The organism is Solidesulfovibrio sp. DCME, assembly GCF_049995385.1.
Taxonomy (GTDB): Bacteria; Desulfobacterota; Desulfovibrionia; order Desulfovibrionales; family Desulfovibrionaceae; genus Solidesulfovibrio.
Genome location: NZ_CP188261.1, coordinates 2,770,402 through 2,791,318 on the forward strand (window position 1 = coordinate 2,770,402; position 20,917 = coordinate 2,791,318).

The window sequence follows — 20,917 nt, forward strand, 5'->3', positions numbered from 1 at the left end:
GGCGCGATGTTGACCATGGTTGAACGCGAGGACGCGGCCGGGGTGGCGCTCTATCGCCTCATGTTCCGCTTGCTCAAGGACTACTTCGAATCCGGGAAGAGCACGCGGCCGCCCCTGGTGCGCTATCCCGGCCAACTGTCCATGCTCGTGGCGCAGCTCGATGCCGCCAGCGAAGACTGCCGGGAGCTGCTGCGGCGCAAGCTGCAAGGGGAGGGCGATGGACTGGAAGCTGGTGTTGGTCCTGGCATGGCCGGTGACGATGACGTGGTTGGCAGCCACGGGTGCGATGGAGCATCGGCCCGGTGAGGACGGCGAAGGGTGGCAAGGCCGATTGGGGCCGCACGAACTGACCCAAAGGAGACAGGCATGGATGACATGGAGATTCAGGAAGGCGTGGCGGGCGGAACGGGGCAGGAAACGGACGGGCGGGAAACCGGCGAGGCCTGTGAAGACGAAGTGCAGATACCCGTGGGCGTGGCGACGTTGCGGTCGGTCATTATGGGGGGCATGCGCGTCGGCCCGCAAAACCCGGAGCCTTCGCGCGAGGAACAGGCCGCGCGGCTCCGGGCGGTTTATGCCGAGTACGTCCGATCCCATGACTTCCGGCCCGGGCAGCTCGTGGAGGCCAAAAGGCTCGGGAGGGAAGGAGAGGGCGAGAGCGCGCTCGGCGTGGTGCTCGATCCCAACGGGATGCCGGGGCCTAAGGACGCGCCGTGGGAAACACTACGGATCGGCCGGTTCCGCGACGGCATGTTTATGACCGACGTGTACGATCCGCTGCGCTTCCAGCCCTACGTTCCCGCTCTGCTGGAGGCAGGGCAAGGCGGCGGGGAGTAAAGGGCAATCCCGGGCGGGGCGGCGTGATACCGCCCCGCCTGCCTGGCCCACGTGCTTTGATTTCTCGCCTCCAGGCACCCCCCCTGGAGTCTCCCCCAAGAGGTCTCCGGCCGGGCTCTCCCCCTCCGGCCCGGCCTGGAGGCGAGGAACCGAAGACGCCTGGCGACAAGGGCAGGTCACACCGGCAGGGATGAGGCGGCGATCATCCCACCATGCCAGCCGGCCGCCGCATGCCCGTCGCCGTGAATTGGAAGCGGGCGGGGAAGTCCTGCATCGAGTTTGCCCACACGATCCCGGGAGGCCTCAAGATCCGGGGCGACGAACTGGATTGCGACCCCTGGCTGTTCGCCTGCGCCAACGGCGTCCTCGACCTGCGCACCGGAACCCTGCGCGACGGCCGGCCCGAGGACTATCTCCTGCGCGCCTCTCCTGTGGAGTGGCGGGGCATCGACGCTCCCTGTCCGACCTGGGACGCCTTCGTGCACGCGATCTACGAAGGCAACGGGCGGGTCATAGGCTTCGTGCGCCGCCTGCTCGGCTACTGCATGACCGGGCTCATCAAGGAGCACAAGCTCCCGGTCTTCATCGGCCAGGGCCGCAACGGCAAGGGCACGCTGTTCGAGACGGCCATGCGCGTCATGGGCAGTTACGGCGGACCCATCCAGTCCGAGATGCTGCTGGACCAGGGCAAGAACGTGCGTAGCGCCGACGCGCCGAGCCCGGCCATCATGGAGCTCAAGGGTATGCGCCTGGCGTTGGCCTCGGAAACGGACGAGCACGCCCGGTTCTCCATGGCCAAGGTCAAATGGCTGTCCGGCGGTGACACGCTCGTCGGCCGCTATCCGCACGACAAGCGCAACACCAAGTTCCTGCCCACGCACAAGCTCATCTACTACACCAACCACCTGCCCCACGCGTCCTCCGGCGACTTCGCTTTCTGGGAACGATTCCTTGCGGTGGAGCACCGCCTTTCCTTCGTGGACCGCGAGCCCAAGGAGGAAAACGAGCGCCGCCAGGACAACGACCTGCCGGCGAAGCTGCTCGACGAGCTGCCCGGCATCCTGGCCTACATGGTGCGCGGCTGCCTGGAGTGGCAGCGGGAAAACCTCAACCCGCCGGACGAGGTCCGGGCCGCCGTGGAAAAGGCCCGTCGCGACGAGGACTACCTGGCCGATTTCTTCGACGAGTGCTGCGAGCTCGGCCAGGAATTCCGCGTCACCTCGACAACCCTCTACGAGGCCTTCGAGGGCTGGTTCAAGCGCAACATTTCCGCCGATCCCAAGAAGGTTCCCAAGCAAGGCCGGTTCTCCAAGTGGGTCGATAAGCGTTTCCAGAAGATAAAATCCAATGGAAAACCGACGTTTATCGGTCTTCGCCTGACGCCGTCCCAGGAGGGAATGTCGCCATAACCGGGGAGGCAGGGAGGCAGGGAGGCATGTTCAAACAAAGTTTTATTTTGCGTTTTGTCGTGTGCGCACACTTTGTTCAAACAATCCTCCCCAAACTCTATATGTAAAATAAGAATAAAAAAAACAATATAATAGAAGAGAAATACAGGATTTAGAGGCTCCCCGGAGGGCTCCCCATGGCGAACATCCTGGATCTTGTCACCGAATACGGCGGCGGCATCCTGCTCAAGAAGATCGGTTCGTCCGCCAAGCGAGGCGACGAGTACGCCGGATCCCATTGCCCGGCCTGCGGCGAGGGCGAAGACCGGTTCCATGTCTGGCCCCAGCAGGGGGAGGCCGGAACATACTGGTGCCGCAAACCCGGTGGCCCTGGCCATTCACCGCGCCAATCATCCCGGCAGCGTGCACTACTGCCAGGACATCTTTTCGGTCGAGCCGAACCACGTCACCCGGGGCCGGCCGGTCGGCCTGCTGTGGGCATCGCCGGACTGCACGCACTTTTCCAAGGCCAAGGGCGGCGCGCCCAAGCGGGACGCGAAGATCCGCGACCTCGCCTGGGCCGTGGTCAAATGGGCCAAGCAGGCCCGGCCGCGCGTCATCATCCTGGAAAACGTCGAAGAGTTCGTGACCTGGGGGCCGCTCAACGACCGGGGCGAGATCATCAGGGGCCGCGAGGGCGAGACGTTCCGGCAGTGGCTGCGCGAGCTCCGGAGGCTCGGCTACAAGGTGCAGCACCGGGAGCTGCGGGCCTGTGACTACGGCGCGCCGACCATCCGCAAGCGGTTCTTCCTCATCGCCCGCCGCGACGGCCGCCCCATCGTCTGGCCCAAGCCAACCCACGGCCCGGGCCGGCCGCAGCCGTACCGCACGGCGGCGGACATCATCGATTGGTCCATTCCGTGTCCGTCCATCTTCGAGCGGGCCCGGCCGCTGGCCGAAAACACCCTGCGCCGCATTGCCGAAGGCATCCGCCGGTACGTGATCGAGGCGGCCGAGCCGTTCATCGTCCCGATCGAGCACTATAACGGCCGGGTTCGTGTGCAGCCCGTGGGCGAGCCGTTGCGTACCATCACCGCAGGGACCAAGGGCGGCCAGTTTGCCCTTGCCGTCCCGACCCTTGTCACCAACACCACCGGCCATGCGCCCGCCGGCGCGGCCGATCCGCTGGCGACCGTGACCACGGGCGGCAACCAGATGCTGGCCGCCGCTACACTGATCCAGACCGGCTACGGCGAACGTCCCGGGCAGTCTCCCCGCGCGCTCGACATGGGGAAGCCGCTGGGCACCGTCGTCGCCGGTGGCGGCAAGCACGCCGTGGCGGCTGCCTGCCTGCTCAAGCACTACGGCGGCGTGGTCGGCCAGGAGATGGGCGCGCCCCTGGGCACGGTCACGACCGTGGACCATCATTCCGTCTGCGCCGCCCATATCGTGCGCCACTTCGGATGTTCGATCGGTTCTTCTGCGGGTGATCCCCTTGGCACGGTAATGGCCGACGGCGGCGGCAAGTCCGGACTCGTTACCTCGTACCTGCTCAAGTTGCGCGGCACCTGCCGGGACGGCCAGGCCGTCACCGAGCCTCTGCCGACCGTGACGGCCGGCGGCTACCACGTGGGGGAGGTCCGGGCCTTCCTCGTCAAGTATTTCGGCACAGCCGTCGGCCAGGACGTGCGCGCGCCGCTGCACACCGTGACGGCCGTGGACCGCTTCGGCCTTGTGACGGTTCGCGGCGAACCCTGGGTCATCGCGGACATCGGCTTGCGGATGCTCACGCCCCGGGAACTGTTCCTGGCCCAGGGATTCCCGCCGGACTACGTGATCGACCTGTTCTATAACGGCAAGCCGCTCCCGAAATATGCGCAAACCGCAGCCTGCGGCAACAGTGTCAGCCCGCTCCTGGCCGAAGTCCTTGTGGCGGCGAATTGCGCCGACATGGCGCTGGTGGAGGCGGCATGACAAGAGGATCTTCACAAATATTTTGCAGCACAGCCTGTGCCCGTATTGCCATGTTGAATGCGATAGGCCCCCAACAGCCCTCCGATTTGTTCTCGACGGCAACCAGCTCGTGGGAGTCTCTACCCTCCCGTAATTACTCGTATCCACCCGACTTCTCAGAGATCGAGCCCGAACATGCGCGTGGTTGTTCCGTGCTGGCACCGGCCATCAGGTTGTGCCGTGACTTGGAAAGATTGCAACGTATTTACAAAGCGATTGGAGGGTTGGCCGACCCTGCGACTCTCGTGGGGGATTTGTGACCCGCCGCCGCTCCCCGAACCCTGGCCAGGGCACCTTGTTCGGCTCAGCCGAGGCGGCCGCGAAACCGGTTTCGGATTTGCCAAAACCGGAAGCGGCTTCGCCGGAACCGGATTTGACTATTCCGCCGTGCCCGCCGGACCGGTCGAACAAGAGATGGTTCTGCGTGCGTGATCCTTCCGGCGCGCCGCGCGATGCCCTGGCCATCCTGTACGGCATCGTCGAGGGCAAGGGCGGCCGGCCCGCAGCCATCGTCTGCCCGGCGCTCGGCCGGCGCTGGGTTTCGCGCGGGAGCTACTGCGAGGACTGCCTAATGCCGTTTTATCGCGCGGCCCACGAGCAGGCCGCGCGCCTGGGCGGCGAGGAGTCCAGCATCTGGAATGCGCTGCTCGCCTGCATGGAGATCCGGGCCCGGGCGATCATCTGCCCGGCCTGCGGGGCCGAGCAGTTCATGCGCTTTGCGCAGATCAAGTTCCGGGGCGTGCGCGACCCCAAGGTCATGCGCCAGGACAAGGCCGCGCGCTACGAGTGCGAGCACTGCAGATACCACATGACGGACCACGCCCGGGACAGGGCCGTGCGCTGTGGCTCCTGGCGACCCGTGCGCTGGGACGAGGGCACGCGGCAGTTCCTGCCGACCACGGCCGTGCACCGGCCGCGCTCGGTGGGGTTCCATCTGCCGGCGCTGGCTTCCCCGTTTGTATCTCTGTCCGAGATCGCGGCCGCGTTTCTGGAGGCCAAGGCCGATCCGCGCCTGTGGCAGTCGTTTTTCAACAACATGCTGGCCGAGCCGCACGCCCGCACGGCCATCAAGACGAGCTGGGAGCGGGTGCTCGACGCGCGCGTGGCCGGGCTTGCGCCGCGGGTGGTGCCGGCGGCGGCTGTGGCGCTCACGGCCGGCTTCGACCTGCAAAAGCGCGGCTTGTGGTTCGCGGTCCGGGCCTGGGCCGACACCCTGGAAAGCTGGCTGGTGGATTACGGCTATGTGCCGGATTTCGACGACGTGCGCCGGCTGTGCTTCGAGGCGACCTGGCCCGTGGAGGGAGAAGCCGGCGCGGTTAAGGGCATCTGGCGCGCCGGTCTGGACACGGGCGGCGGCGAGACCGACGACCAGGTCTGGACGCGCACCGAGGAGGCCTACCAATGGGTGCGCGCCCACGGCCTGGGCAAGATCTTCGCCTGCAAGGGCGCGAGCCACGCGCAGCTTTCGCCGGTCAAGCGCACGCCCATAGACCGCCTGCCGCGCTCGGGCAAGCCCATCCCCGGCGGGCTGGTGCTGCACATCCTGGACACGGACTATTTCAAGCGGCTCATCCATGTGCGTCTGGCCCCGGACGCGGTGCAGCCCATGCGGCTGCACGCCGAAACGGGCGAGGATTACGCCCGCCAGATTGCGGCTGAGGAACTGGTGACGGTGCGCGGCAAGCAAATCTGGCGGCAGACGCACCGCGACAATCACCTGCTCGACTGCGAGATGCTGGCCGCCGCCTGCGCCGCCCCGGAATGGACGCCGGGGCTGCAACTGCTGGCGCGCGCGGCGGCCGGGGAAACGATCCGCGAGCGGCCGGCCCCGGTCGCGCAACCCCAACCCCAGCGACGGAGATGGTGATGCACGGGACAAGACTATCGGGAATGCAGGCGCTGTGCGCGTATATTGGCCGTTCCGAGCCGACGGTGTTGAAGCTGATCCGCGAAGGGGGGTTGCCGGCAAAGAAAATCCGGGGGGAATGGACCTCGGACACGGAGATGATCGACGAGTGGCGGCGGCGGAAAATCGCGGACGCCGCGGCATGAGATTTTTTGCCAAAAATCTTGTCAACCGAAAAAATGCCACGTTTGCCGAAATCTAAGCCCTGTTTGCCGCAATCTGCCAAAATCTACCAAAAGGGCTAAAAAACCGGGGTTACGGTCCTCTCGAAAGAAGGGGGGACCGTGGCATTCACCACCTGGACGGCACTGCGCGACACCATGCGCGCCGATTTCGCCTCGGGCAAGTGGCGTTTGAAAAGCTACGCTGTCGACGACAGCCGCATCGAATACCACACGCCCCAGGAGTTCCTGGCCGCGTTGGAATTCGTCGAGGCCAAGGCCGCCAGCGAGTCCAAGAGCTACTTCGGTCGCACCTATGCCCGCAACGGGGGGCGCGGCTGATGTTCGCCGCCTGGTCCGACTGGCTCATCCGTCGCAGACGGGAGCGGCAGGCCCTTCGCAAGCGGCGCTACGCCGCGGCCCAGGCCGGCCGCCTCATCGGCGACTGGATGCCGGCGAACCTGCGCGTCAACGACCTGATCGCCGCCTCGGCCCCGGTGCTGCGGCAGCGCACGCGCCAGATGGTGCGCGACTTCGCGCCGTTCCACCGCGCCGTCAACAACCTTGTCACCTTCATCGTGGGCACGGGCATCCGCTTCCAGTCCCGGGTCACGCTTCCGGACGGGACGCCGGCCAAGGCCCTGCGCCAGCAGATCGAGGACCGTTTCGCCGCCTGGATGGACGAGGCCGACGTCTCGGGCAAGCTCCATTTCCACGAACTGCAACAGCTTGCCCAGCGCCAGGACGCCGAGTCCGGCGAATACATCGCCATCGTCCGCAGCCCCAGGCGGCCGGGGCGCCATCCGTTCGCGCTGCAGTTCGTGGAGTCCGAACGCCTGGGCGACTGGGGCGCGCGGGCCGAAGCCGGCAATGAAGTGCGCCAGGGCGTGGAGTACGACCCCCTGACCGGCGAGCGCGCGGCCTACCATTTCTGCGACGAAGGCTACGGCAATCCCACGCGCGTGGACGCCTCGCTGGTCATCCACGACTTCCGCACCTTGCGCCCCGGGCAGTTACGCGGGGTGTCCGACTTCGCCGCCTCCTTGCTCATCGCCCGCGACCTGGACGACTACATCAGCGCCGAGGTGGGCGCGGCCAAGATCGCGGCCAAGTGGCTGGGCTTCGTCAAGTCGCCCGACCCGGCGGCTTTCCAGGCCGCCCGCCTGGACGGCACGGCGGCAGGTTCCGGCGGCCCGGCCCTGGAGAACCTGCAGGACGCCATCATCGAATACCTGCGGCCCGGCGAGGAAATCAACTTCCAGACCAACGACCGGCCGAGCGGAGCCTTCGAGGCCTTCTACCGCTTCGTGCTGCGTATGGTCTCCATCACCCAGGACCTGCCCTACGAACTCCTTTCCGGGGACTACTCCGGGCTTTCCTACACCAATTTGCGCGGCATCCGGAACGACTTCCGCCAGATGCTCGCCCCCAAGCAGCGCCGCAAGGTGCTGCACTTCTGCCGCCCGGTGTTTGCCGGCTGGCTGGAAATGGAAGCCCTGGCCGATCCCGGCTTCCTGCCCGGATACTTCCGTAAGCCGCTGCGGTTCCAGCGCGGCGTCTGGATACCCGCCGGCATGCCGGAAATCGATCCGCTCCGGGAATTCAAGGCCAATATCGAGGCCATCAAGGTCGGGCTCAGGAGCCCGCAGCAGATCATCCTGGAACGCGGCGACGACCCCGAGGAAGTCCTGGACCAGCTCAAGGACTGGAAAGCCATGTGCGCCGAGCGCGGCCTCGATTTCAGCCAGGCCGCTACGTCCACGGCCCTGGCCGGGAATCCGGCCGCCATAGACCCGGACACGGCCGAGGAGGCCGACCGCAAGGCAAGGAGCCTCACGCAATGAGCAAGCAATCCGGAACGTGGCGGACGCGCGCCGCCGGGGAACCCGAGAATCTGCGCACGCGGTCCCTGTCCGTGCGCCTCGACGCCGGCGGCAAGCCCAGCACCTTGAACGAGGCCGAGCGGTCCGTGGAAGTGGTCGGGGCCACCGAGACCGACCAGGTCCGCACATATGATTACGCGCTGGGCGGGTATGTTCCCGAGATCCTGACCATGTCCGGTTGCCGCATCCCGGAGACGAACCGCGTGGTGCTGCTCGACAGCCATTCCCGCTACGGCACGTCGTCCGTGGTGGGCAGTTTCAAGGAAATGCGCGTCGAGGGGGACCAGTTGGTCGGCCGGGCGGTCTTCACGAGCCAACCCGAGGGGGAAAGCGCGTTCGTGAAACTCAAGGAAGGCCACCTGACGGATTTTTCGCTCGGCTACCGCATCGCCGCCTATACGCGCGTCGAGGCGGGGAAAACCGCCGTCGTCGACGGGAAAACGATTTCCGGCCCCGCGATCGTGGCCACGGACTGGGAGCCGGGAGAACTTTCGGTCTGCCCCATCGGGGCCGACCCCAACGCCAAGGCCCGGGGGGCCGCAAGGAGTGAGGACATGAACAAACGGTTGCGTGAAATCCTGGAGTCCCGCGGGCTCCCCGCCGCCGCCACCGAGGACGAGGCCTGGGCGTTCCTGGAAACGCTGGAGGCCCGGGCCCTGGGCGGCGTCGATGGCAACGGCTTGAACGGCCAGCCGCCGGCCGGCGATGCGGCCGGCGCCGCCGGCCCTTCCGCCGACGCCGGCAACGAAGGCACGCGCGCCGAGGGTGCCGGACAGGAACGGCAACGGACCATGGAAATTCTGGCCATGGGCAAGCGTTTCGGCTGCGCCGAACTGGCCGAGTCCTGCGTCAGGGAGGGTGACAGCCTGGATAAGGCGCGCCAGAAGGTGCTGGACCACGTGGCCGGGCAGCGCGCCAAGGGCCCGGGCTTCACCGCCGTGGACATGGTCGCGGACGAGCGCGACAAGTTCCGCGCCGCCATGGGCGACGCCCTGGCCCTGCGGGCCGGGTTCGCCATCGAAAAGCCCGCGCCCGGGGCCCAGGACCTGCGCGGCCTGACCCTGCGCGAGGCCTGCCGCGAATCCCTGCGCATGGCCGGCGTGCGGATCCCGGCCAACGCCATGGAAATGGTCGGCCGCGCCCTGACCACGTCCGACCTGCCCACGCTGCTGGTGGGCACGGCCAACCGGTCGCTCATGGCCGGCTATCAGGCCGCCAACGAGACCTACCTCGTCTGGGTGGACGACTCGGGCTCGGTCTCGGATTTCAAGATCCACACCATGGCCCGGGCCGGCGAGTCCGACGACCTGGAGGAGATCCCCGAGAGCGGCGAATACACCTACGGCTCCCAGGACGAAACCAAGGAAACGTACAAGATCGCCAAGTACGGGAAGCTTTTCGCCATTTCGCGCGAGGCCATCATCAACGACGACCTGGGCGTCATCACCGACGTGCCGCGCAACCACGGGGAGGCCGCCGCGCGCAAGATCGGCGACATCGCCTACGGTGTCATCATCGCCAACGCGGCCATGGGCGACGGGTACGCCCTGTTCCACTCCAAGCACGCCAACCTGCTGTCCGCCGCCGACATCACCGTGGCCAGCCTGGGCGCGGCCGAAACGGCCATGGCCCTGCAAAAGGACCTTCGCGGCAAGCGCCGCCTCAATATCCCGGTGCGCTTCCTGCTGCGGGCCGTCTCCAACAAGACCGCCACCGAGCAGTTTTTCATGACCCAGTACATCGGCGGCGTCGCCAACCAGCCGAACCTGACCAACCCCTGGTACGGCGAGCGGATCGTGCGCGTCTACGAGCCGCGCCTCGACGACGACTCCCTGACCGCCTGGTACACGGCCGGGGCCAAGGGCACCACCGTGAAGCTCTTTTTCCTCAACGGCCAGCGCGAACCCTACATGGAGACGCGGCAGGGCTGGAGCGTGGACGGCACGGAATACAAGGTCCGGCTGGAAGCCGGCGCCAAGGCCCTGGACTGGCGCACCATGAACAAGAACCCCGGCGCGTAAGGCCGCCGGCGAAGGGGGATTGACATGAAAAACTATATCCAGTCCGGGGACAGGCTCAAGTTCTCCATTTCGGAAGCGGTCGCGTCCGGCCAGCCCGTTGTGGTGGGCACCCGCGTCGGCGTGGCCTGTGGCGATATCGCCGCCGGAGACTCCGGCATTTTGGAGATGAAGGGGGTTTTCAGCCTCCCCAAAAAAACCGGGGCCATCACCCAGGGACAGCCCGTGTATTTCGATGCCGACGGCGACCCGTTGGGCGGGACTGCCGGGACAGGCGCCGTCACCACGGTGGCGTCCGGGAACACTCCGGCCGGATTTGCCTTCGAGGCGGCGGCCGAGACCGACACGACGATCCGGGTCTGCCTTGGCCTGGTCCACAACACCCCCGTCGCGCATCAGGCCGACCTGGCCAACGACGCCAACGGCACGGCCATCGCCGCGTCCGTCAACGGCCTTCGCGATAAGCTCATTTCCCTGGGCCTGATGGAGTCCGAATAGCGAGAAAAGTCCTGGACGGACACCTTCCTGGGCGGCCGCTGTCACGGCCGTCCCGGGAGGAAAGGAGTGTGCACGTGACGTTTACGCCCCTCGAGGCCGCCGCTGTCGCCGGGTTCCTGTCGTTGCTGGTCGCGCTGGTCACCCATGCGCTGACCAAACGCAACTACGTCAGCCACGACACGTGCGAAGAGCGGCGGGCCAACGTCTGCGCCACGCTCAAGGCCGTCCAGGACGGCCACGTCGAACTGCGCCAGGACATCAAGGACCGGACGCAGACTCTGTTCCGCATGATGCGCGCCCTGGTCGTCCATGACCGGGACATGCCGCCGGAAGTCAAGGCGAACATCCTCAACGAAACCCCCAGGGGAGAATGACATGGCCGAGAATCCCGAAACCAAGGCCGCCGCGCCCGACACCATGGCCGACTTCCGCGAGATGCTCGCGGGCCTCATCGACGAAAAGATCCAGGCGGCCGCCGCGCCGGCCTCGCCGCTGCCCGCGCCGGCGGCCGCCAAGGCACCGCTGTTCGCGCGCCTGACGCCGCGCATGCTCGCCTGCCTGTTCCTGGCCTGCCTGTCCGTGGCCGGCGTGACCGTGCTGTCGCCGGCGCAACTGCCCGTGGCCGCCTACAAGCTGGCCCTGGTCTCGGTGGCCGGCTACCTCGGCTACTGGCTCGACCGCTGGTGCTTTCCCTACGCCCGGCCGGATTCGTTCCTGGCCGCCGCTGACTGGCGGGCCGAGAAAAAGCCCCTATCCGACTCGGAAATACGCGCCATTGAGGCCAACCGCTGGCAGTTGCTTGCCCGGCGCCGGCTGTTCCTGTCCGGCTCGCCGGGGGTGATGGCGCCCTCGGCCGCCTTCTCGGCCACGTTCCCGGTTCCGGCCGTGCCCGTGGCCGAGCGCGGCGTGTCGCGCCTCGTCGCCTGCCGCTGTGGTGTCTGGACGGGCCGGCTTTTGGCCGCACGCTGCGCCCTGCCCGTGGAGCGGCTTTTTTCTTGCCGCAGCGCCGTGCCGGGCTGGATCACGCGCCCGGTCGCCTGCCGCAGCGCCGTGCCGGCCGCCGTCGCGCGGCTTGTTCCCTGCCGCTGCGACGTCCTCGACCACACGCCCGTCGAGCGGCTGCTGGCCTGCCGCTGTGCCGTGCCTGCCGCCGACGCCGCCGTGGTCCGGGAGACATATCCGGCGTCCCCGGGTATGCCGGCTGCCTTGCCCTCACCGTGCCGGACAGTATGGCGGTGGAGCCGGGCCAGGCCTGGGTGGTCGACCGCGATGCGGCCCGGACGGCGGCCCGGAATGGCGTGGACGCCGAGGCCGAGCGGCGGCGCAACGCCGTGCTGACGCCCGGTGCCGGCCAGATGGCGGCCTACCTGGCCAAGGAGGCCCAGGCCGAAGCGTTTCTGCAGGACGAATTCCCGCAGGAAGCGGACTATCCGGACCTTTACAACGAGGTCGGCATCACGGCCGACACGGCCACCGGCGTGGCCCAGGCGGTCATGCGGGCGGCGGCCGCCTGGCGCGTCTACGGCCGCGCCCTGGAGCGCGCCCGCCTGGCCGCCAAGAAGGCCGTGGACGCCGCCCCGGGCCTGGCCGGCATCCTCGCCGCCCGGGACGGGGCGGCCTGGCCGGGGTAGGGCGGCATCCGTAGCCTTTTTCTGGACAAAAAAAGGGGAGGGGGTATGGGGTCCTTCCCCCTTTTTTTTACACAAAAATTACTTATTTTTGCTTGACCAATACACAAAAAATGTGTATTTATTTCTCACGACGAACGGGAAGGGAGGAGATGCCAAGCAGCAAGGATATCCTCAAGAGGCTCAAGGATGCCGGGTGGTATGTGCGAGCGACAAAAGGCGACCATGTCCACCTGAAGCATCCCGAAAAGCCCGGCAAAGTGACGGTCCCCGACCCCGTGAAAGATATTGACGTAACGCTGCTCAAAAAGATTGAGAAGCAAGCCGGGATGAAACTGCGATGAGGGCCGGGGGCGAAAGCCCCCGCGTCTTGCGCGGGAGCGATAAACGGAGAGGCTATGGTCATTTATCCGGCTTTTTTTGAGGACGGCGAAGGCGGCCACGTCGTGGTTTCCTTTCCTGATTTGCCCGGGTGTTTCACCCAGGGGGACGACGAACTCCAGGCCATGGCCCGGGCGTCCGACGCGTTGACCGGCCATCTGGAGGTCTTGCGCGAAGACGGGGAGGAAATCCCCGTCCCTTCCGCCCTTGCGGCGCTCGACGCCCCGTCGGGCGTGCGCGTGGCCCTGGTGCCGTCCGGCCCGTTGGAGGAGTCGCCGCCGGTCCGTATCAACGTCTCGATCAACAAGCGGTTGCTTCAGGACGTGGACGCGGCGGCCAGGAAGGAAGGCATGACCCGATCCGGGTTCCTGGCCTCGGCGGCCAGGGCTTTTCTTGCAAGTCTGGCGTGATCGGATGACATGAGCGAAAGCCCCGGGAGAACGGGGCTTTCGCTTTTCCTGCGCCGCGTCTATCCTGCCGCCATGACCGACCCCCTCTTCGACCCCCTGGCCTGGCTGGCCACGAAAAGCGTAACGGTTTCCGTCGGTGGAGACGGAAACCTCACGTATCACTTTAACGATTGCGAGCGGCCCGAGATGCGGGCGCGCATCCGCCGCGTGGTGGCGCGCTACGAGGGGTTGCTGTGGTTGCAGCTCGACGTGGCGCCGGGCGTCCGGCCGCGCACGGTGCGCCAGCTCCTCGCCTTAGGCCGCCTGCGCCTGGCCGGCGCCCGCTACGACCTGCCGGGCCGGCCGCCGGCCAATCCGCGGGCCAAACCCTGGGGGGAGAAAAGGTGTCATTTGCAGTCGACAGCTTCCCGGACGGTCCAGAAAACCGCCGTTTGACCACGGGGCCGTATACGGATCACGGACCAGCCCGACTCGTCGATGTAAACCTCTTTCCCTGGGGCGAGGATGCCATTCCCGTGCAAGTCCATCGCTTTGTATAGGGCGACTTTATCCCCTTGCGCGTGCATCCTGTATAATTGGGCGAGCCCATTTTCCGTCAGCGAAAAGAAGTGCCCTCCCATGGTTCGGCAAATCGATCCCGTCTCCAGGGCGTCGCCGAGTGTCTTTTCCCTTACAGGTGATGGGTTGGTGGTCTTTTTGACCTCGCGATCCAAGGAGTGGCTCAGGTAGGTCATGCCAAACATCACCACTGCGATACCCCAATAAACCCATTGAGGGGTTTTCGCTGGCTTCCGGTCACCGAGGAGAGGGGGAGCGCCCATGCCCAGGCCCGATTCAAAGAACGGCCTACCGCAAACCGGACAGGTGTCCTTGCCGGCGATGTCCTCGACATTGAATTCTACCTTGCAACCGGGACAGCGGTAAGTCGTCGAGTTTTCCATTGGCGGACCTTAGATCGTCAGACTCTCAACCCAATGATCTTCGGAGACGATGGCGATCTCCCTGCCTTTCTCCTTCCAAAACATGGCCGTCTCGATCTTGCGACCGTACGAGCCGCAGGCCCAGTCTCGGCTGGCCAGTGTGCCGACCACCACATAGTCTGTTTCCGCGAGAACGGCGGGCCGAACCCAGCCGCACAAGTCGTGGATGGCGTCGATGCATTGCTCTCGCGTGCCGTAGGCAAACCGGCCGGTCAGTACGAAGGTGCGGTTTTCGTACAAGATTTGCGGGGGAGGGGTGTCGAAAGGGATGGCCGTGGCGGCCCGGAGGTCGACCCGGCCCGGGATGAGGCCGGAAAACTCGCGAAGCAGGCGGAAGAGGTCCTCGCGCTCCAGAGGCGTGATGACGCCGTCCCGGAGGTACTCGTACACGCGGGCGTACAGCACGTTCCCCGGCCAGCAGGCGATGACGTCCTTATTCTCTTCGAGCCAGTCCTGAAGAAATCTCGCCTCATCGTCATTCACAATCTTGTCGGCGATGAGCCCCTTGCATATCCCGATGAGTTCGTTGACATTCCTCCTTTTGACGATGGTGGCGTTGAGAGCGCGGCTTTTAGGCTGCCCGTAGTCGTCAAGGTCGATGTCGGGGTCGAACGTGAAGGACATGCTAGCCTCCTTAGGGGAGTTGTCCCTGTTTGCGCAGTAAGGGGTCGGTGCCGGTTATAAGCCACTCCACGAAGTTGTCCTGGGAAATGGGGAAAGCGTCTTTGACGATGAGGGATGTCTTGCTCTGGTCGGGTATCATTCTCGCGACCTCGAGGTAACCAGCGAACCGTTTGGTTTGGACGCGCAAGATGAAGTTGCCGTTTCGCTTCGTCTCCTCGGTATGTGACACGTAGTTTTGGCCGAACGACCGGATGTGGGCTTTTATCACGGCATCGTCTGGGCGCTTGTCCCATTTTCGGGGCTCGTTTGTCGCCGGGATGGCCGGGCTCGATTTGGTGATTTGAAAGGCCGTGTTGATATGCCGCAAGGCTTGGTCCCAGGGAAGGTATGCCTTGGGCGTATCATAGACCATGTAGCCTTCGCGAAATTCGAAACGGCTACCTTGCGTCCAAAAGTACTCCATTACCTTGTTTTCCGTCCTCGGAGTATAGCGGATGTCTATCGCATCCTGGAATGCTACAGGTAAAGGGAAAGCCCATCCCGTTGCATATCCGTTTTCAAAGGTCGCCAGAAAAGAATCAAGTCGCTTTGAACGTGTTTGGGAAATTAGTTTTTTCAGAATGGTTAGCGACTTGTTAGTTGGGCACATAGTCATTCTCTGGTTGTTTTTTTAATAATCTTTTTTCCCAAATTCGCCCTGGCCCTCATGGATTCGAGAAGGCCCAGAAGAAGATGGAGGCTCGGTGTTGCCATAAGTGCTTTTGTCTTTGTTCTCGGATACGCCCATGTAGGCATTAAGCCCTTTTTTTATGTCCTCATCTGTTGCGTGTAATTCTTTCATCATTGAGACGTATTCACGCATAATCCGCACTTTCTCTGGCAATGGTTCGACTTGTACGGAAGAAGGTGATGGTGACCGGATCATCTCCCCTTGGCCCGTGAGGAGCCAGTTGATGTCCAAGTTGTAAGTGTGAATCCAACCGGCCAGACTGCTGGCTCCTGGCTCACGGATAGCCGCGAGATAGCCACTAAGCGACTGAGCCGTTATCCCTCCAGCTTGAGCAAAGTTTTTCTTTTCAATTTTTAAGTGCTCGATAACTACCCGTAAACGTTCTGAAAAATCTATCAATTCCGGACGTTTTTCGGGTGATGATGTATTTTTTGCGGCTTGCTTCGCTTTTTTCATTGACCTTCTACGCTTTTTTCAAATAAGACCAAAATCAAGCGAATGACAACGCGGCCCGTGCCCGCCCGGCTTGCCGCGCCACCTTACCAAGGGGAAAACACCATGTCCCGCCGTTCCCGTCGATTCCGTCCGACCCATAGCCTGCCGCTCTTCACAAGCTACGACCCCTCCCGGTGTCCAACCTGGCTTCGCATCCTCCGTGAAGCTTCCGGTCCCGGCATCCTCGACCCGAAGCGGGACGATCCCCCGGGTCCGGAACACGTAAAGCTCATGGGCCTGCGCCTGGCGTGCACCACGAAAAAGGACGAACGGCCCAAGGGCGGCGAGACGTGGCTGCCGCTTTCCTTCGGCCTCATGGATCTTGCCCTGGCGCTTCGCAAGGCAGGCTTCCTCGAGGGGTTCGTCGAAAAAGCGGTCCTCGTATTCATCCGTGCCAACCCCTTGGATCTCCGGTAACAACATCAAGAGGTTTTTCGATGAACTGTTTAAGCGAACAGGTACGCAACAAATTAAGCGACCGTCAAGTGCGGCTGAAGGTTTTCCTCCTGGAGGCGGGCATCGAAGTGAAGGCCCTGGCCATGCAGCGGGGGATTTCCCCGGGTGCCATGGGTGACGTGCTTTCGGGCCGCCGGGCCAAGCGTGAACATATCGAATGGCTTATCTCGCGAGGCATTCCCTCCGACCTGCTGCCCGTGCCGGCCGTTTTGCAGAAAAGAGGCCCCAAACCCAAAACCGGCCAGCCCGACCAGGCCGACGCGCAAGCCGCCTAGCCCGGGCGGGCGGGCGGCGCGAGGCGGCCCATGGTTTTTTTTATGCTGGCCCCGTGCGATATCGTCTATCAGATAGTGGAAGGAGAAATCTGAAATGGCGCGTGATTTCGACCTGTTAAGCGAAGTGCTTCACGAGGACGTGCTCGACGCCCCCAGCGGCCGCAAGCCCAAGGAGATCGCCACCAACGTGGGCAAACCCTACGTGACGCTCATGGGCGAGCTCAAGGGCCAGCCCGGCCACAAGGTGTCTGTGGACCTGCTGCTGCCGCTCATGCTCCAAACCGGCTCCAAGCGCCCGGTGCATTACCTGGCGGCGCGCCTGGACGGCGTGTTCATCGACCTGCCGCGCGTGGCCAAGGGCGCCGATCCGCTGTCGCGGCAAGCCATCCAGACCGTCAAGGAGGTCGGGGACGTCATGGAAGCCTACCTCGCCGCCTCGGGCGACGGCGACATCAGCACCAAGGACAAACAGGACGTGCGCAAGGAAATCTATGAGGCCGTGGCCGCGCTCGTCGCCTTCGGCAAGGCCCTCGAGGACGCCTGACATGGACGCCCTATCGACATCCCGCCAGGGGGCTGTCACCAACCCCGGCGCGCGCGGAACCCTCCCCGCGTCCGCGTCGGCCGGTGGCCGGGAACGGACCCTCCCGGCCCCTGGCGGGGCGCCGATCCCCCGAAAAGGCGTCCCGACGGGCTTGAATCCCCTCAAGAGCCCCGGACTGTCGCGGCCGGCGTCCTCCCGCGCCGGCCGTGGCGGACCGGTCGCCCGCGAGCCGCTGCCCGGGGCCCTGCCGTTCGCGCCCCGCGACCGGGTCAGCGCGCCGTCGCCCTGGCGCGGCCGCCTGGCCACCTGGATCATGGCCATCGTCTGGACCGAGGCCGGCTTTGCCGCCCGCTGCGCCGGCATCAAGCAACCCGTGCCGCTGGCGCAGCTCAAGCGGCGAGGGAGGGATTAGCCATGGATGTCTGGCCGATCATCGACGATTTCGCGGATATGGAAGCCGTCATGGATCATTTTCGACGGAAGACGACCGAAGTCCGTTTGCATCACCACTGGGTCCAGTGCCAACACTGCCACCGTCCGGGCGACCCCGCCCTGGCCACGGCGGCGGACTATATCGCGGCCGGCTGGCGCGTGGCCCCGGAATACCCGGGCTACCGCCTGACCTGTCCGGCCTGCTACGGGGGCAAGGCCGGCGTGGACCTGCGCGCCTGGATCGAGGCAGGCCTTCCGCCCGTGTTCACGCTGCCGTCCGTCAAAAAGCCGGCGGATTGTGTTGCCGTTTCGGGGACGCCGGGACCTTCAACGTCTGGATTGCTCTTGTTGCGGGGGGCGGGGGGATTCCTGGGGGAGGTGGTGGAAACGGCGGCGACGTTGGCGCTGGCGGCATTCCTCGAGAGGTATGCGTCCGCCGGCGTGACGTTGTCGGGTTGCCGGTTCGCGTTCCCGGAAGGGTTCCCGGAGGCGCTGCGCGCCGAGGCGGAACGCCTCTACGAGGCGGTGGAGACCGAATGGATCGAAACCGAAGGCTGGAAACCCGAAAAGGTACGCGCCTGCGGCGCAGCGAGCGAATAGGGAGGCGGCATGATGCTCGACATGTGCGGCGGCAGCGGCGGGCCATCCGGCCGCGAGCTCATCATCGACAGTTTCGCCGGCGGCGGGGGCGCGTCCACGGGCATCCGCATGGCCTTGGGGCGCGATCCGGACGCGGCGCTCAACCACAATCCCCGGCGAGCAGGCGGCGGTTGATGCAGCGGTGGACAGGATCCGGGCGGTGGTCGACCAGGCCCGGGAAGGGGTTGACGCCTCGCCCGAACAGAACATTTTCGCCATTCCCTGCGAGGATGAGGCGGTTTTGGAGGAGGAGGACCGTGCCTTGCCCCAGCCGGCGCCGCCGGTGCCCGAGTCCAAGGCCGCGGATGTTTCCGGCAGGGGTGCGCCGTGCGCGTCCTGCCGATTCTTCCGGCCGTTGCCGACGTTTTACGACGGCGTCGCGGGCGTCCGGTTGTGCTGGGCCAGGCGGCCGGTTTGGGATTTCAGCTGCTTTGCAAGACGCGAGGAGAATCGCTATGAAGCCGGTCATGAATTGTGATCCGCTGTCAGAAGCCGCGCACGGCGCTGGCCAGGACGCCGCAACGGTAGCGACCAGGCTGTCCACGGCTTGATCGGAGGCGCGACATGCTGACGCCCAAGATCACCTACGGGAGAGCGCGCACGGGATTGACCGATCCGTTGGCAGTGCTGCGGTTAAAGGGTGCGCGCGTTTCCCTGGTGGAGGGCGAGATCCGGTTGCTCTTCGAGAATCACGTGCGGCGGGAGATCCGGAAGCGGTGCTACGAATACGCCGCGCACTTCGACGCCTTGCTCAGGTTGCAACTCGAAGTGCCTCCGGGGGAGAACCCGCGCACGATCCAGCAGCTGGTAGGTGTTGGCCGTGTGCTGTGGCGCGACGGCCGGTTCGTGATTCCATCGAGACGTCCCCGTGGCCTGGCCCTGCCGACGGACTGGTCGATGCTGCCAAGGGAACAGCGGCTCAGGCTGTGGCTGCGCAGCGAGGGCCTGACATTAACCAGGCTGGCCGAGCGTATGGGCGTGCATAAGTCCGCGCCGGGGAAGTGGTTGGTGAGCGGCCGGGAGCCGCTGCCGGCAAATCGTCGAATGGAATTGGTCGCCATGGGGATGCCGAAAGAGTGCTTGCCGTAAATCGGTCTACGGTAGACCCGACGAAGGGAGGGACTTTAAGGAAAGGAAAAGACACTCTCGCTTGGTATCCACCCCGACGTTTCCCTCAAGGAAAGCGTCGGGCAGGGACGTTACCGATACAGGAGCAGGATGCCGAGAGTCGGACTGGGGTGTGGCGCCGACAGGGAGGTAGAACGGAGGACGCCCCTGGTGTGAGCCACGCCGACGGTTCCGCCGTCCAGGGGGCAGACCTCGCGCAAGCGTTGCGAGCCGCTGACGGGCAAGCCCGCGGTGGCGTCCCCGGACCGGATTTCCTTCCAGGCATCTTCCTGGCGGTACATGAGATGGACGGTGTTGGGGAATACGACAAACGTCTCGAAAGGAAACGTGCCGGTTATGCGCCAGGTTTCCCAGCCCAGGGCCAGGCGGCCGCCAGGCAACGCGGCTAGGCGGGGCGAGAGCATGTGCGCCGAGGTGACCTGGCCGGTGACGAGGAAACCGTAGTCCGGGTCGGGCGTGGTTTCGGCCACCCAGGCGCCGCCTTGGTATTTTTTCATCCTCAGGCGCCATTGTCCCTGGCTCCAACTGGTGGAGGCGTCGAGAGGGTTTCCGGAGGCATCGGCAGGGGCCACGAGGTTGCCGAGGACCGCGTCGAGCCCGTCGGCGTGGGTCATGCCCGAGCCGTGCGTTTGTCGCTTGATCCACCAACCCGCCGGGTAGTCCTGGACGCCGATGAATTCCGCCCAGGCCACGTGAAGCGTCCCTGAGTCGTCGTAGGCGGCCGTGGGTTGGATGGAGAAATTGGCGCTTTGGCTGATGTTGCCCTGGTCGCCGCCCAGGGGCGACCAGCTTGTGCCGTCCCAGCGCAAGGCCCGGATCTCGGGATTCGTGGCCACGGAAAAATCGCAATACACGGCCACGGGCAGGCCGTCCGGACCCACGGCCAGGACCGGGTCGAGCACTGACGACCCGGCGATGCCGCCGCCTTCGTTCATGGCTCCCGGACCCATGGGTTGCCACGTCGAACCGTCCCAGCGCGCGGCGAAAAGGTTTTCGCAGTCCGAGGACTTGTAGGTCCAAAGGAGCATGGGAACGTCGTTGGCCAGGAATCCGAGGTGGACCAGGGCGCTGTGGTCGCCGAAGCCCGAGGGGGCTATGCTGTCCGGCCCCACGGCGGTCCATGACGATCCGTCCAGACGGGCCACGCGCAGGGCCGTGGATAGGACGTTGTAGCCGCTGTCGAGGCTGGGCACGGTGTAGGCCAAATAGAGCGCGTCGTCCGATGAGCGGGCCAGGCTGAAAAAATTGGAGGCATTGGTGGTCAAGAGGCCGCCCCAGAAGCCGGGGGAGCCAGCGATGGAAAGATTGGCCGTGCTGATGGCAACTGTCCCGTTTTCATGACGGAGAATCTGAAATCCCGTTCCGGACAAACCGAAGAGGCCCAGTCCGTTTTGCGCGGTCCCGTTGGCTTGATGCAGGGAATCCAGGAAATACGACGGCGACCAGGGATCGTAGATGGTTGCCCAGGAACCGCCCTGGGCCGTGAGGGGT

Annotated in this window: 29 protein-coding genes; 24 read left to right on the top strand and 5 right to left on the bottom strand. The window is 65.3% G+C overall.

The window, feature by feature from the left end:
• Positions 1-6 precede the first annotated feature (6 nt).
• The 16 genes from ACP59X_RS12065 to ACP59X_RS12140 all read left to right on the top strand — a co-directional run bounded on the left by ACP59X_RS12065 (position 7) and on the right by ACP59X_RS12140 (position 13,558).
• On the top strand, positions 7-306 hold the full coding sequence (locus tag ACP59X_RS12065; protein WP_428558559.1) for a hypothetical protein: 300 nt from the start codon (positions 7-9) through the stop codon (positions 304-306).
• 60 nt (positions 307-366) lie between these two features.
• Entirely contained in the window at positions 367-837 is a 471-nt protein-coding gene (locus tag ACP59X_RS12070; protein WP_428558561.1) for a hypothetical protein, read from the top strand.
• Positions 838-1,067: 230 nt separating this feature from the next.
• On the top strand, positions 1,068-2,246 hold the full coding sequence (locus ACP59X_RS12075) for a DNA primase family protein (protein WP_428558563.1): 1,179 nt from the start codon (positions 1,068-1,070) through the stop codon (positions 2,244-2,246).
• A 363-nt stretch (positions 2,247-2,609) separates the two neighbouring features.
• The gene (locus ACP59X_RS12080) at positions 2,610-4,199 is read left to right on the top strand and encodes a DNA cytosine methyltransferase (protein ID WP_428558565.1); all 1,590 of its coding nucleotides are present in this window, start codon (positions 2,610-2,612) and stop codon (positions 4,197-4,199) included.
• A gap of 463 nt (positions 4,200-4,662) precedes the next feature.
• Positions 4,663-6,105, top strand: a complete 1,443-nt coding sequence (locus ACP59X_RS12085; RefSeq protein WP_428558567.1) for a terminase gpA endonuclease subunit — start codon at positions 4,663-4,665, stop codon at positions 6,103-6,105.
• Entirely contained in the window at positions 6,105-6,290 is a 186-nt protein-coding gene (locus ACP59X_RS12090; protein ID WP_428558569.1) for a helix-turn-helix domain-containing protein, read from the top strand. The genes ACP59X_RS12085 and ACP59X_RS12090 overlap by 1 nt, the downstream gene beginning before the upstream one ends.
• Before the next feature lie 138 nt (positions 6,291-6,428).
• Positions 6,429-6,647, top strand: coding sequence for a hypothetical protein (locus ACP59X_RS12095; protein WP_428558571.1), 219 nt, complete (start codon positions 6,429-6,431; stop codon positions 6,645-6,647).
• Positions 6,647-8,149 carry a phage portal protein gene (locus ACP59X_RS12100; RefSeq protein ID WP_428558573.1) on the top strand — a complete coding sequence of 501 codons (1,503 nt, stop codon included), beginning with the start codon at positions 6,647-6,649 and terminating at the stop codon, positions 8,147-8,149. Before ACP59X_RS12095 ends, ACP59X_RS12100 begins: the two co-directional genes overlap by 1 nt.
• Entirely contained in the window at positions 8,146-10,209 is a 2,064-nt protein-coding gene (locus ACP59X_RS12105; RefSeq protein WP_428558575.1) for a prohead protease/major capsid protein fusion protein, read from the top strand. The genes ACP59X_RS12100 and ACP59X_RS12105 overlap by 4 nt, the downstream gene beginning before the upstream one ends.
• Before the next feature lie 24 nt (positions 10,210-10,233).
• Positions 10,234-10,704, top strand: a complete 471-nt coding sequence (locus ACP59X_RS12110) for a DUF2190 family protein (protein ID WP_428558577.1) — start codon at positions 10,234-10,236, stop codon at positions 10,702-10,704.
• Between the two features lie 74 nt (positions 10,705-10,778).
• On the top strand, positions 10,779-11,078 hold the full coding sequence (locus ACP59X_RS12115) for a hypothetical protein (protein ID WP_428558579.1): 300 nt from the start codon (positions 10,779-10,781) through the stop codon (positions 11,076-11,078).
• 1 nt (position 11,079) lies between these two features.
• Entirely contained in the window at positions 11,080-12,042 is a 963-nt protein-coding gene (locus ACP59X_RS12120) for a putative holin (RefSeq protein WP_428558581.1), read from the top strand.
• Positions 12,003-12,335, top strand: a complete 333-nt coding sequence (locus ACP59X_RS12125) for a hypothetical protein (RefSeq protein ID WP_428558584.1) — start codon at positions 12,003-12,005, stop codon at positions 12,333-12,335. The genes ACP59X_RS12120 and ACP59X_RS12125 overlap by 40 nt, the downstream gene beginning before the upstream one ends.
• A 149-nt stretch (positions 12,336-12,484) precedes the next feature.
• On the top strand, positions 12,485-12,676 hold the full coding sequence (locus tag ACP59X_RS12130) for a type II toxin-antitoxin system HicA family toxin (RefSeq protein ID WP_428558586.1): 192 nt from the start codon (positions 12,485-12,487) through the stop codon (positions 12,674-12,676).
• Positions 12,677-12,730: 54 nt separating this feature from the next.
• Entirely contained in the window at positions 12,731-13,123 is a 393-nt protein-coding gene (locus ACP59X_RS12135; protein WP_428558588.1) for a type II toxin-antitoxin system HicB family antitoxin, read from the top strand.
• Between the two features lie 9 nt (positions 13,124-13,132).
• Positions 13,133-13,558 carry a hypothetical protein gene (locus ACP59X_RS12140; RefSeq protein ID WP_428558590.1) on the top strand — a complete coding sequence of 142 codons (426 nt, stop codon included), beginning with the start codon at positions 13,133-13,135 and terminating at the stop codon, positions 13,556-13,558.
• On the opposite strand, the gene ACP59X_RS12145 is transcribed toward ACP59X_RS12140, so the two are convergent.
• From ACP59X_RS12145 to ACP59X_RS12160, 4 genes are all read right to left on the bottom strand, one after another.
• Entirely contained in the window at positions 13,510-14,064 is a 555-nt protein-coding gene (locus ACP59X_RS12145) for a hypothetical protein (protein ID WP_428558592.1), read from the bottom strand. The genes ACP59X_RS12140 and ACP59X_RS12145 overlap by 49 nt on opposite strands.
• 9 nt (positions 14,065-14,073) lie before the next feature.
• On the bottom strand, positions 14,074-14,727 hold the full coding sequence (locus tag ACP59X_RS12150) for a BRCT domain-containing protein (protein WP_428558594.1): 654 nt from the start codon (positions 14,725-14,727) through the stop codon (positions 14,074-14,076).
• 10 nt (positions 14,728-14,737) lie between these two features.
• On the bottom strand, positions 14,738-15,190 hold the full coding sequence (locus ACP59X_RS12155) for a hypothetical protein (protein WP_428558596.1): 453 nt from the start codon (positions 15,188-15,190) through the stop codon (positions 14,738-14,740).
• Between the two features lie 207 nt (positions 15,191-15,397).
• Positions 15,398-15,913, bottom strand: coding sequence for a helix-turn-helix domain-containing protein (locus ACP59X_RS12160; protein ID WP_428558598.1), 516 nt, complete (start codon positions 15,911-15,913; stop codon positions 15,398-15,400).
• A gap of 270 nt (positions 15,914-16,183) precedes the next feature.
• Here ACP59X_RS12160 and ACP59X_RS12165 point away from each other — a divergent pair, with 270 nt between their 5' ends.
• The 8 genes from ACP59X_RS12165 to ACP59X_RS12200 all read left to right on the top strand — a co-directional run bounded on the left by ACP59X_RS12165 (position 16,184) and on the right by ACP59X_RS12200 (position 19,387).
• Positions 16,184-16,369 (top strand): hypothetical protein, encoded by a 186-nt coding sequence (locus ACP59X_RS12165; protein ID WP_428558600.1) that lies wholly within the window; start codon positions 16,184-16,186, stop codon positions 16,367-16,369.
• Positions 16,370-16,437: 68 nt separating this feature from the next.
• Complete coding sequence (locus ACP59X_RS12170) at positions 16,438-16,683, top strand: hypothetical protein (protein ID WP_428558602.1); 246 nt, start codon at positions 16,438-16,440, stop codon at positions 16,681-16,683.
• A 94-nt stretch (positions 16,684-16,777) separates the two neighbouring features.
• The gene (locus tag ACP59X_RS12175; RefSeq protein ID WP_428558604.1) at positions 16,778-17,227 is read left to right on the top strand and encodes a phage regulatory CII family protein; all 450 of its coding nucleotides are present in this window, start codon (positions 16,778-16,780) and stop codon (positions 17,225-17,227) included.
• 151 nt (positions 17,228-17,378) lie between these two features.
• Complete coding sequence (locus tag ACP59X_RS12180) at positions 17,379-17,639, top strand: hypothetical protein (protein WP_428558607.1); 261 nt, start codon at positions 17,379-17,381, stop codon at positions 17,637-17,639.
• A gap of 2 nt (positions 17,640-17,641) precedes the next feature.
• Positions 17,642-18,259, top strand: a complete 618-nt coding sequence (locus tag ACP59X_RS12185; protein ID WP_428558609.1) for a hypothetical protein — start codon at positions 17,642-17,644, stop codon at positions 18,257-18,259.
• A 9-nt stretch (positions 18,260-18,268) separates the two neighbouring features.
• Positions 18,269-18,433 carry a hypothetical protein gene (locus ACP59X_RS12190; RefSeq protein ID WP_428558612.1) on the top strand — a complete coding sequence of 55 codons (165 nt, stop codon included), beginning with the start codon at positions 18,269-18,271 and terminating at the stop codon, positions 18,431-18,433.
• A gap of 25 nt (positions 18,434-18,458) precedes the next feature.
• Positions 18,459-18,776: a hypothetical protein gene (locus ACP59X_RS12195; protein ID WP_428558614.1), complete on the top strand. Its 318-nt coding sequence runs from the start codon at positions 18,459-18,461 to the stop codon at positions 18,774-18,776.
• An 86-nt stretch (positions 18,777-18,862) separates the two neighbouring features.
• Complete coding sequence (locus tag ACP59X_RS12200) at positions 18,863-19,387, top strand: hypothetical protein (RefSeq protein ID WP_428558616.1); 525 nt, start codon at positions 18,863-18,865, stop codon at positions 19,385-19,387.
• A 110-nt stretch (positions 19,388-19,497) separates the two neighbouring features.
• Here the strand turns inward: ACP59X_RS12200 and ACP59X_RS12205 are convergent, their stop codons facing one another.
• Complete coding sequence (locus ACP59X_RS12205) at positions 19,498-20,691, bottom strand: hypothetical protein (protein WP_428558619.1); 1,194 nt, start codon at positions 20,689-20,691, stop codon at positions 19,498-19,500.
• Between the last annotated feature and the right edge of the window lie 226 nt (positions 20,692-20,917).